This window comes from Pseudoalteromonas sp. OFAV1 (genome assembly GCF_021532595.1).
GTDB lineage: Bacteria > Pseudomonadota > Gammaproteobacteria > Enterobacterales > Alteromonadaceae > Pseudoalteromonas > Pseudoalteromonas lipolytica_C.
The window spans coordinates 1-11,522 of record NZ_JAKGBG010000077.1; the positions used below are offsets into that span (position 1 = coordinate 1).

Genomic DNA, 11,522 nt, shown 5'->3' on the forward strand with positions numbered 1-11,522 from the left:
TAAAGGATAAGTAACCAATATTATTAGTCTTCGTGCCGATAAATAGTCGTAAGTTTCCATCTTCGCAACGTTCGAAGCTGAACACCTCACGAGTAAGATAGATGCTACCTCGGTCAGTTTTAGGTTTACGCTTAGGTCGCCCACACATGCCTTTCATGAATTTTTGGTAAGTCTGATACCAGTTAACTGCGCTGTTGCGGATGATCTGGCTAGGGCATTGATACAGCCAAGGAGTTAACTCCTTCGACTTGAATTGTGATGTTTTCTGGTCAATTGGGGCATAAGTGCCCATTGGGTAGTATTTACGTGCAAAGGTGCGGTAATACTTTTCTTCGTCAACTTTGGCATTCCAAATACTGCGTGCGCAACCCATCCACTGGCTTAAAACCAGTTTTTGATGTGATGTTGGGTTGGCACGAAAACGAATACCGGTTAACAAATCGCCCACTATTTAACTGTATGTATATACAGTACATAATAATCCCTACTCCATTAAAGTCAAGACCGTTCGCCTTGACTCGCAGCTAAAGCAGGCGAGAATGTGGCGAACATTTGTTCAAGTTTTAGAACAATACTTATTACTTAAAAGTATTAATACTAATGAAAGTTGGCCATTATCTTATTTATCAGATTTCTTTAGAGATAACGAGCTAGCTTCAACTCCGGCAATTCTTGAACGATTCTTAAAGCTTGGTGTCCCTCTTGAAACTATATATACAGCTTGTTGTAGCCAAAAACAGGAAAGTGAGGTAACGCTATTTCACTTAGACAAAATTGGGATGTCACCTATTCAATTTCTTAGAAGCAATGATGAGCTCGTGGAGCTTATGAAAAAGACAATACTTCTACTCATAAAATAACTTATACCGCCAAAACGACAAAGGCTCGCTAAATGTACGATTTGACAATTAGCGAGCCTTCTTAAAGCACATACAAAACACAGCCGAATTTGCACTTTGTATAATTCTACTATAAAGCCCAATACTAAAATGTCAAGCATTATCGCTATTAAAAGATAAATATTTTATATATATTCAATTATGGTAAAATTAAAGAAAAGCTTTAAGGTGCCATGATGTCAAAAAACAATAAATCAATCGATATAAACCATTTAGACTTATTAAATGATTACTCAATTATTAATCCTATAATGGACACACACTACAATTCAAAAATAAAAGCGCTAAAAAAGTATCCTACCCCCAGAAAAAACAATGCTGCAACCAGTAATAGCGTGTTTCAGTTTCTATCTGGACATAATGATGTCGTAGATTTTTTAGAACTTTATCAATCTGAAAAGCGTGAACAATTTGATCATAGTTACCCTGCTATCGCCGAACATTTGGATGAAATACTACAATTAAATGCTGAACAACGATTTCCTATAAGTAAGGACCGGATCCGAGCAGGTTTCGCTGTTGGCGTTGTTGATTTCATATCAGGCTCATTAACCCACACTCGAGGCGGTTGGCTCAATGAAAAAGGCCACCTTGCTCTATCTCCAGACGCTACGCTTAATGACATAGGCAAATACGTCAAATCAGAAACTTACACAGCTCCTGAGCTGAGTGTTCGAGACTTAAAACAAGCTGAAAATGAAGGCAAGCTATACATTGGCGGCAAATTAGCAGCAGAAAAAGTAGAATACTTAGGTGCATTAATGTGGCAAGACAAAGAGAGTGAAAAGTTATTTAATGAAGGTGATTTAATACGCTTACTTCATCACAGAAATGAGACTTTTTGCTTTGCCAACACAAACTTAAAAGGCAATGAGTATTTTCATGCAAACCTATCTGATAAACCAGAACCGGTCACTGATATTAAGTTTAGAGAAGGCGTATCAAGGCAAGGTGATGGATTTTACTCAACAAGCTCACTAAATGAAGCCGTGAAAATTTACGGAAACCCACACTCTGTTGAATCTAAGGGAAAATTACTACATATCAGAGAAAATGAAAAGCAAGATACTACTAATCACAATAAAGGCCATTTATATAGCGTTTCTACGGACGCAAAAGTCTTTGTCGCATCTATTGAATCTACGAATTTAACAGCTCATACAATTCCCAGCTTACCACTTACTCTAGGTCTCGCTAAAAAATATGGCGCCAACACCACATTTGCTACAAATAAATGGCTTGAAATGAAAGATTCTACTTCCACTTACGAGCTTTACTGTCACTTGAATGAGCTTAATCAGGCCGCACAAAGAGCATCAGGTAAAAACAGTTTTATGACAGACACTCTGAAAGCTATGGGTTTTGAAGGTATAGAAATTGTTTTTCCTCAAAATGAAATAGAGAGTTACAAGGAAAAACTCACTGAAATTAGTAATCTACCTGAAGACTTTTTCCGTGAAAATAAAGTTAGGAAAGAGAATATATTAGAAGCAGTTAAAGGTTTTATTGATAATTTCGAAAGTGGAATTCCAACTAAAGCCGAAATGTCTCACCTGATTGTCTTTAATCCTAATAAAATACAAAAAGAGTTTCTGTTAACTCTACCTAAAGCCCCAGAGCCTGAGCGTGACGAAAGATTTACTCCAATCAAGAAAGGGCTATATTGGTCTGACAAAAAGGTAACAATGGACGATCTAACAAAAAAAGAGATGAGTTTTGATCATAGTACGGAAATGACAATGTAATAAATTGCTTGCCTTATCTTTTTATGTTAGAATAAATTCAATAAACAAGATAAGGTAAAAATAATGATTAGTCATACTGAACTAGTGGAAATTAATGGTCCTGATTATAACCCTTCTGATTTGAGAACTCATATTGATTCACCTCTTACCGGTGGTCCTGCTGAAGATATCTATGTACGACTGGCATTAGAGTTACTTGGCAAAGGCAAGGTAGCTAGTTCTTGTTTGTATCGAACTAAACAGGGCACATTCTTCCCTGCTATGGATACCCCTAGTATGGATAGTTGCGCTAATAAAGTAATTTTATTTCCGAAACTAAAAGACTTTAGCGGAACGACTGTTGTTAGGATTAAAAACATCTTAGCTTGTAACTTGCTACCGGCCAATCTCGCCAAACGTTTTAATATGCACCATCATATACAAAGCACACCTATCTTTTTTGACCACAAAAAGGAAATCTTCTTTGTTTGTTTTGATATGAACTTTTTATCCGACATTCACATAAATCAAATCCAGTCTGAACTTAGTAAATATGACGAATTTAACATTATTCGGATCAAAGGAAAGAAAGTATTAACTTACAACGCCAAAACTATCGCAGTATTAAAAAAAGATATTGAAAGGTCTGGTTCAGACAGCAATTTCTCTAAATTTCTAAGCTTCTACCGAACATTATTTATAGACTTCACTCAAGGAAAAAAGGTCATCATTTTTGATTATTCTCATGATGACAAAAATCACGATCTCGGTCGCATAACTAATAGTAAGTTCAAACATTCAAATACGGACAAAATTGCTCAACTGATGAGTAATTTTAATTTAAGATATTCTCTTTTAAAGGGCCTTTTGTTAGAAGATAGAATTTACTCTTTAGACGAGAACGATCAGGTTCTAGTTGATTGTGCTATTCCTTATGATAAACGCTCAACTATTCCAAAACATATTCAGCAAAAAGCAACCTCTTTACAGGACGTCTACCTTGGCCCAGTTAGTAATGCATACTTAGTTCTACCCTATTCTGATGCCGACTGGGAGTTACTTTCTAACCTAGATAAGCGCATTAAAAACATATTCTCTGAGCTTGAGTCCGTTTTGCTGAATTCTAAAACAGAAGTTGGCCAACTAGATACAAGCTTATCTGAGTTAAGTGGTCAAAGCTTGAGCTCAATTAAACTTTTAACGTCAAGTAATTGACCTTTATATATCAAACTCGTATCCTGACGGGTAACTAGATTATTTTATTAAAATTTCATTATTAAATGAGTTTATTATGTCAAAAATAGATAACAACGATTATGGCGCCGAACATATCAAAATTTTAAAAGGCCTGAGCCCTATTCGTAAACGTCCCGGCATGTACACCGACACTGACGAACCTAACCATCTAGTCCAAGAAGTTGTCGATAATTCTTCTGATGAAGTATTAGGTGGTTTTGCTTCACAGTTTGATGTCACGTTACACAGAGATAACTCTATCTCTGTTGTTGATAATGGCCGAGGCATTCCATTTGGTATGCACCCTGAAGAAAAACTGCCAACTGTTGTTGTAATTTTTACAACTCTGCATGCGGGTGGCAAGTTTAATGATGATGCTTCTGGACCATATGCATTTTCTGGTGGCTTACATGGTGTAGGTGTTACGGTTACAAATGCTCTATCCACAAAAGTTTTTGTAGAATCTAAACGAGAAGGTCTTGTTCAGCAAATCACTTTTAATGACGGCATCGCAGAAGATGTTAAAACCGTTCGTAAATGCGCAAAAAAAGAGACAGGAACAACCGTTAGGTTTTGGCCTGATCCTACTTACTTTGACTCACCTAAAATCAACAAAGAAAAGTTAAAGCAGTTATGTCGTTCTAAGGCTGTTTTACTTGCAGGCTGCAAAGTAACTCTCACCATCGAGAACAAAGATGAAAACGTCGAAAGCAGCGTTATTGAATGGTGCTATGAAGAAACGCTAACATCATACATGGAAGAGTCTCTTCATGATAAAGAACATACTCCTATGTACCGCGACTCATTCTTTTTTGACGACTCAAACTCAACATATGCCAATGGCGAAGGTATTGAGTGGGCTTTAGCCTTCATGAAATATGGTTCAGCATTCCGTGAATCGTTTGTAAACCTCGTACCTACACGACACGGCGGTACACATGAAAGTGGTTTCTCTCGTGGTGTTCATGAATCAATTAAAGCATTTATCTCTGCCAACAACTTATTACCTAAGGGCGTCGATATTACTCGTGATGATATTACCAGCAATATGTCTTTTTTATTATCCGCTAAAGTATTAGACCCTAGTTTCGAAGGTCAAACTAAAGGTAAACTATCTAACAAACCTGTACTCTACATGGCAGAGTCTTGCGTTAAAGCTAAAATGGTTAACTGGCTTCATCAAAACCATGATATTGCGACTGAAATTGCAGAAATGGTTATTTCATCTGCACAACGCAGATTGAAAGCAAACAGAGAAGTAAAAGTTCGAAAAGTTGGTTCTGCGACAGCACCTGTTCCAGATAAATTATCTGATTGTACAGGCAAAAATCCTCTAGAAAATGAATTGTTTATTGTGGAGGGCGATTCTGCTGGTGGTTCTGCAAAACTAGGCCGTGAACGCACATATCAAGCCATATTCCCATTAAAGGGCAAACCTACAAATGCATGGGATATTGATAAAAGCACCATACTTTCGAGCGAGGAAATTCATGACCTTGCGCTTGCAATTGGGGTTCAACCACACGCGCTTGAGGATAACCCTGAGGACGTTTTAAAAGATCTTCGTTATCATAATATTTTTGCTCTAACAGATGCTGATGTTGATGGTTATCATATTGAAGTGCTACTGACAGCTTTATTTATAAAACACTTTCCGCATTTACTTACACATGGTCATTACTCCATTAGTGTAACCCCGCTCTTTAAAATCGAAGCAAAAGGAAAAATCAGTGGTCTTGGTAAAGATCCTAAATTCTATGTTTTGGATGAAAATGAAAGAGATTCCACGGTTAAAAAATTAATTAAACACGGTGCTAAAGAATCAAATATCAACATACAGCGATTCAAAGGATTGGGTGAAATGAACCCTCCTCAATTACGAGAAACTGCACTCGACAAAGACACTCGCAAGGTAATTCAATTTAAGTTATCAAACGATGATATTTTATTGTTACGGGAAAATCTTCATTTTCTATTCAACAAGAAATTATCAGGAGCCAGAAAAGAATGGATATCAAGTGAAGGTGATATCGGGAAAGTGGAGGAATAATTATGTCAACATTCACAGTCACTGATTTAGAAAATTACATCAAAGAGTCATATTTATCATATTCAACTATGGTTCTTTCTGGTCGTGCTTTGAGCTATGTACAGGACGGCATGAAGCCTGTTCACCGCCATATTTTGTATGCAATGTCTAAACTCCAAATGACAGCGTCTTCGTCTTACAAAAAATCTGCGCGTGTTGTTGGTGATGTAATCGGTAAATATCATCCTCATGGTGATGCTGCTGTTTATGACGCTATGGTTAGAATGGCTCAGCCGTGGTCTTTACGATATCCTCTTATTGATGGACAAGGCAACTTTGGCTCAAGAGATGGCGATTCTGCGGCCGCTATGCGTTACACAGAGGTTCGCACAACTCCGTTGACAGATACCATCCTCTCTGAATTAAATGTTGGTGCCGTTGATTATATCCCTAATTACGATGGTACGCTCACAACACCACGATTTTTACCGGGTGCCCTACCAATTGAATTATTAAATGGTTCTACCGGTATAGCTGTAGGTATGGCTGCTGACATTCCTAGCCATAACGTTCGAGATGTAGCAAATGCTGTTACTGCCTTCATTAAAGATAACAATATCGACAATGATGGCATCATGGAACAGTTAAAAGGACCAGATTTACCAACTGGTGGACAAATCATTAATGATCAAGCCACTATTAACCAAGCTTACAAAGAGGGGCGTGGTAAACTTCACGTTAGAGCTCGATGGGAAGTTGAAAAACTATCTCATGGGCAATGGCGTATTAAAATTATTGAGTTACCTCATGACTTATCGCCATCTGAAGTGCTGGCAAATGTTGCTACCGCATCTGTTTATGAACCTCCGAAAGAAAAGGGTAAAGAGAAAGGTAAAGAGAAGAAACCAAATCAAAGGCTTCTCGATTTAAAACACTATATCAAGAACAACATTGATGATATTCGTGATATAACTTCAGCCGACGATCCTCCGGGTTCTGCCAAAATGATTATAGAGCCTAAAAGCTCTAGACAAGACCCTGAAGAATTTATGGCAGGGGTAGTATCAATGCTTGGCCTTCAAAGTACTCTAAAAGTTAACTTGACTGCTGTTTCAATTGATAAACTTCCTCGCCAGCGTGGCATTAAAGAGATCATTTCAGACTGGGTTGAATTTAGAAGAGAATCAATTTCAAATCGCACTAAAACTCGTTTGAGCAAAATTGCTGATCGATTAGAGTTAATTGAAGGTCGTCTTACAATTATGGACCTTATTGACGAGGTAATCGAAATCATTCGTGAGCATGATGAACCCAAAGAAGTGCTTATGGCTCGTTTTGATTTAAATGAACGACAAGCAAGTGATATCCTTGAGATTAGGCTACGAGAACTAAGAAAGCTTGAAGAGTATAAACTTAAAGACGAAAAGGAAAAATTAGTTAAAGAACAAGCTGAACTTGAAGCCTTACTATCTTCTACACGCAAGATGAATAATCAAATAACTCGCGAAATTGAACAAGCTACGAAAAAGTTTGAAGATGACCGTCGAACTTTGATTAAAGAAGAAAAAACTATCGACAGTTCCTCTGTGGTCAAGACGGTCCAATCAGATCCAATTACATTATGGTTTACCAACGATAATTGGGTAATCGCTCGTAAAGGGCATCTTGATGAAAATGATGCTCCAAACAATTCTCTTAAAGTAGGCGACTCTTTTAATTTCAGTCTACAAACCAAACTAGATCAGCAAATTTTAATTCTTGGTACAAGTGGTCGAGCATACACTATTCAGCCGTCAAACCTGTCATTTGGCAGAGGCAATGGAACTCACTTAAACACTCTTATCAACCTGAATGGCGATAAGGTTTATTGGGCTGATACGTATGCGGACGGTAACGAGTACTTATTAGCTCACAATCATGGTTATGGATTTATTGTTGCAAGCGAAGATCTTCTAACCAAGCAAAAGGCTGGTAAAGAATGCTTTAAGCTGACTAAATTTGAAGGCTGTGAAATATCTGCTGTTCTGCCAGTCGGCGACGGGGAGATGCTGAACATCTGGACAGACAAGAATCGATATCTCCAGTTCTGTGTGGATGAAGTTAACAGTTATCCAAAATCTCAAGGCATGCGCTTAGTGAACCTTGCAGCTGATGAGTTGGTCGAAGGATATGCATTGTCCGATAGAGGAACATACAGCTGTAATGGTGTTAATAAACGTTTTGATGAAAGTTACCTCAAGAAACGTGCAGCGGCACCTAAGAAGTACAAATAACAAAAAGGCGTTCAGTTAACTACTGAGCGCCTTATAATTCTCACTGATAAACATTAAGAAACTGTTTTTAAGTTTCTAAAATATTCCTTTAATTCTGTACTACCTTCATGTCCCTGCCCCGGCATACAAGATTGAGTAATTGAGACTCTGCCTACATTAGAGTTTCCTCTTAGCATCAAATCAAGTGCCCACAACCACATAGGTTGATACTCGTACTTATTGATATTAACTCGATTAACACGGTTGCGTTGTATCATCTGAAATAGTTTATAGGAAGGACATGCTCTCCCAGCTTCTGTTTGAGGCGTACACTCTTCGAATGTTTTAAATAAATCTTCAGCCACTTTCTCATTAATAATGTCACAGAGGAACCATGAAGTTATTGTTGGTCCCAACGGAACACTCTTGGCCGTTGTTGCTACTTTAAATTTAGATAGTTTTGAAAGTCTATCCAAGATCTCTGGATTGGCCATTAAAAACTCGTACAGTTCAACAGGTGATGGTTTTACTCTAGAGCCTGAATCAATCCTTAAACTATTACTATCTGCGCGGCTAACCTTCATATACTCTTTTGCTGTATAAATACCACTAACAACGGAAGAAAGAACAGATTCGTTTAAACCTTTTGGTAACTCTACACCACGAATTTTGAAGATGTCTGAAAGGTTTCTACGCTTACCCATATCCATCTTTGTGATGGATTCACTTTTTAGCCCTTCAATAACCATCATAACAATAGGTTCATCATTCAATATAATAGCGTTCAATCTGTGTTGACCGTCAATCAATCCTTTCTCACTAAATTTTATAGACTCACCCGTTTCACAGCTCCAAAGGCCCTTCTTCATCTGTGAAGCATATTGATTCACTAGCCCTTGATTAAGCTTTCGTTGCTCCTCTACGTTTGTTTTTAGCCATTTTTTTGCTAACTCTGGCGTTACCAATACAAAGGATATTTTTATTGAGCTATCGCTATATGGTACTTTTAACGATACATTCTGAAATTCTGAGCTGTCTGTCATTTTGGGATTTCTGAGTTGTTGTTTTTCAATATTAAAACACTGGTGACTAAAATAATCAAACAGACTGAGATGATGGGTTAATACTATAGGAACTCAAACGATAAATGACTCTGCACGACAAGATTAAAAAACACTTGCTAATTACCACAAAATAAGATATTTTATTCGTTCAACATACCTAAGAACGTTTATGATATATACAGCTAAGTACTTTACAGAAAAGTACAAAAATCTACAGGATTTAATTTTAACCGCGACCTTTGATAAGGGAATTTTCTGTTCAGAAAAAAATCGTTCTCCAATAGTGTTAGTGCAGTTTTTGTCGAGCTTAGATATTCCATCTTCTTATTACATACACGCTTTTAAAAAAAATGGACGGACCAACAAAAAAGATCTTTTGCTATTTCTTATGAATGGTAACTTTATTTCCTATGACTATGAATTAAATCCCGTTACTCATCCCGTTGTTCATTCAATAATGCGTAAATCTGATTACTTTTCTAAGCTAGGCAAAAATGCATGCAAACGGCTATTTTTGAATGCAATACATATTGAATCCGACTATTGGTTAAGCTTTCTGATAGACAATCAAATACTCTTTCAAAACAAAGGTACTCCATATCCTCTATTAGACAAGGTTAGCCCTGAACTTATCCCTACCCTTTTGCGTTTTAAAAGTGAAGGTTATGTTTTTGATTTCAATAATCCTTTGGAATGTTTTTTTAAGACCGTTATAGAAATAAAATCCGAAAATACAACTGAACTCATTACAATGGCCTATAGCCTTTTTGGTTACCCTAAACTTGAAAAAACCACAAAACAAGTGAGTGCTCAGGCATCGTTTATTGCTCACATTTCTAATAATCTAAACAAAGTCGATTTCGCCTCTGTTTTGGATTTGATTGGCTTTTTTAAGCAAACACCATCTATATTAAATAAAGTTACTACATTAGTCTTTGAGTATGGGATCACAAAAGACAAAACCTTATGTTCGTTGGATAACATTAGTATCCTATCGAAAAATGAACATTGTGCTTACTCCGTATTTGAAGTTCGAGAACCTTGGATAATTAAAAAGCTATTTAGCACAAAAGAACATGCTGATAAATGGCTTGACTTAATTGTATTTGAAGACCTTAAAAATATAAAATCTGTCATTAAAAAAACGGTCTCTAAAGAGCTTTTACTTGCCATTTTAAGTAAAGCTGTAAAGAGCGGTTCATTTAGGTCAAGAGACACTAAACCCTCTAGAAATTATATAAAAAAAGAAAAATTTATATATCATATTTTAGAGCAGGATTCGAATTCTTCAGAATTTAAAGGATGTCAGAGCAAATATTCTCGACTCATTAATGAAGCTCTTGAGTTTAATGAAAACTCATTCATATGCGCACTATCAAACTGTAACAAAGAAAAGGCACATAGGTTCTCATTATTATTCGGCATTAACCTTTTCCAGTTAATTGGCAGAGATAATCTAACAACAAATGGAAAAAGAATTTTGTTATCTTCTATTTCTCTTGACCTAAAGTGTCCTAACTCTGATTAATATCTTTTTTTGCAGCTATTGACTCATTTTAATATTTCAAGTATCATTAGCTTAACAATAAAATTAAGGCTTCCTATAAAAATGAATTTAAATGTAATTCCTGATGTGCATACCTCTGCTGATTATTTTACGGCAATTCAAAACATTCCTACTTTAAATAAAAATGAAGAATTTGAATTAGCTGACAAAGTTCAGAACGACGGCTGCATAGCGTCTGCGCAAAAACTTGTTTTACATCATTTGAAATTCGTAGCCTATATCGCTCGAAATTATGAAGGTTATAACCTTCCATTACATGACATAGCTCAAGAAGGTAATGTCGGGTTAATGAAAGCTGTAAAGCGATTCTCACCATCTGTTGGTGTTCGCCTTGTTTCATTCGCCGTGCATTACATCAAAGCTGAAATTCATGAATATGTAATTTCTAATTGTCGCCTACTAAAGATGGCCACTACAAAATCTCAGCGAAAAGCCTTCTTTAATCTTAGAAAGATGCGTAATTCGTCGTCATCGTTTTTAAGTAATACTGAGGCGCAAGATATTGCCGAAAAGCTTGATATTCATGTCAATGATGTTTTTGAGATGGAGAAACGATTCGGTTCAAACAATATTTCTGTTACCACGACTGACTCTGTGACCGAAGATGACGACGGTTCTTTATCTTCAGGTACAAATATTGTCTTATCTGGAAATGACAAGACGGAAGACAACTTCTTTAGCGCGGTAACAGAAGAGTCTCAAAAAACTTTAATTTATAAAGCAATCAAAACACTAAATTGCCGCGAGCAGG

General features: G+C 36.7%; 9 protein-coding genes. 7 read left to right on the plus strand and 2 right to left on the minus strand.

What is annotated here, in order from left to right:
* Window positions 1-448, minus strand: a 448-nt coding sequence (locus L1267_RS22910; protein ID WP_235384309.1) for a helix-turn-helix domain-containing protein, incomplete at its 3' end; no start/stop codon positions are given.
* Between the two features lie 91 nt (window positions 449-539).
* On the opposite strand from L1267_RS22910, the gene L1267_RS22915 reads away from it, so the two are divergent.
* The 5 genes from L1267_RS22915 to L1267_RS22935 all read left to right on the plus strand — a co-directional run bounded on the left by L1267_RS22915 (window position 540) and on the right by L1267_RS22935 (window position 8,161).
* A complete protein-coding gene (locus L1267_RS22915; protein WP_235384311.1) occupies window positions 540-860 on the plus strand; it encodes a hypothetical protein in 321 nt (106 codons plus the stop codon).
* A gap of 215 nt (window positions 861-1,075) precedes the next feature.
* Window positions 1,076-2,644, plus strand: a complete 1,569-nt coding sequence (locus tag L1267_RS22920; protein WP_235384312.1) for a hypothetical protein — start codon at window positions 1,076-1,078, stop codon at window positions 2,642-2,644.
* A 63-nt stretch (window positions 2,645-2,707) separates the two neighbouring features.
* On the plus strand, window positions 2,708-3,838 hold the full coding sequence (locus L1267_RS22925) for a hypothetical protein (RefSeq protein WP_235384313.1): 1,131 nt from the start codon (window positions 2,708-2,710) through the stop codon (window positions 3,836-3,838).
* A 76-nt stretch (window positions 3,839-3,914) separates the two neighbouring features.
* On the plus strand, window positions 3,915-5,909 hold the full coding sequence (locus tag L1267_RS22930) for a DNA topoisomerase IV subunit B (RefSeq protein WP_235384314.1): 1,995 nt from the start codon (window positions 3,915-3,917) through the stop codon (window positions 5,907-5,909).
* 2 nt (window positions 5,910-5,911) lie between these two features.
* Complete coding sequence (locus tag L1267_RS22935) at window positions 5,912-8,161, plus strand: DNA topoisomerase (ATP-hydrolyzing) (RefSeq protein WP_235384315.1); 2,250 nt, start codon at window positions 5,912-5,914, stop codon at window positions 8,159-8,161.
* A 53-nt stretch (window positions 8,162-8,214) separates the two neighbouring features.
* Here L1267_RS22935 and L1267_RS22940 read toward each other — a convergent pair whose 3' ends face one another.
* On the minus strand, window positions 8,215-9,183 hold the full coding sequence (locus L1267_RS22940) for a hypothetical protein (RefSeq protein ID WP_235384316.1): 969 nt from the start codon (window positions 9,181-9,183) through the stop codon (window positions 8,215-8,217).
* Window positions 9,184-9,373: 190 nt separating this feature from the next.
* On the opposite strand from L1267_RS22940, the gene L1267_RS22945 reads away from it, so the two are divergent.
* Window positions 9,374-10,732, plus strand: coding sequence for a hypothetical protein (locus tag L1267_RS22945; protein WP_235384318.1), 1,359 nt, complete (start codon window positions 9,374-9,376; stop codon window positions 10,730-10,732).
* A gap of 81 nt (window positions 10,733-10,813) precedes the next feature.
* The coding region (locus L1267_RS22950; protein ID WP_235384319.1) for an RNA polymerase factor sigma-32 at window positions 10,814-11,522 on the plus strand (709 nt) is incomplete at its 3' end.

What these genes read in the sequence shown, in the direction of transcription:
- L1267_RS22935 (WP_235384315.1), top strand. Translation starts at nt 5,912, where the DNA reads ATGTCAACATTCACAGTCACTGATTTAGAAAATTACATCAAAGAGTCA.
- L1267_RS22930 (WP_235384314.1), top strand. Translation starts at nt 3,915, where the DNA reads ATGTCAAAAATAGATAACAACGATTATGGCGCCGAACATATCAAAATT.
- L1267_RS22940 (WP_235384316.1), bottom strand. Translation starts at nt 9,183, where the DNA reads ATGACAGACAGCTCAGAATTTCAGAATGTATCGTTAAAAGTACCATAT.
- L1267_RS22945 (WP_235384318.1), top strand. Translation starts at nt 9,374, where the DNA reads ATGATATATACAGCTAAGTACTTTACAGAAAAGTACAAAAATCTACAG.
- L1267_RS22920 (WP_235384312.1), top strand. Translation starts at nt 1,076, where the DNA reads ATGTCAAAAAACAATAAATCAATCGATATAAACCATTTAGACTTATTA.
- L1267_RS22925 (WP_235384313.1), top strand. Translation starts at nt 2,708, where the DNA reads ATGATTAGTCATACTGAACTAGTGGAAATTAATGGTCCTGATTATAAC.
- L1267_RS22915 (WP_235384311.1), top strand. Translation starts at nt 540, where the DNA reads ATGTGGCGAACATTTGTTCAAGTTTTAGAACAATACTTATTACTTAAA.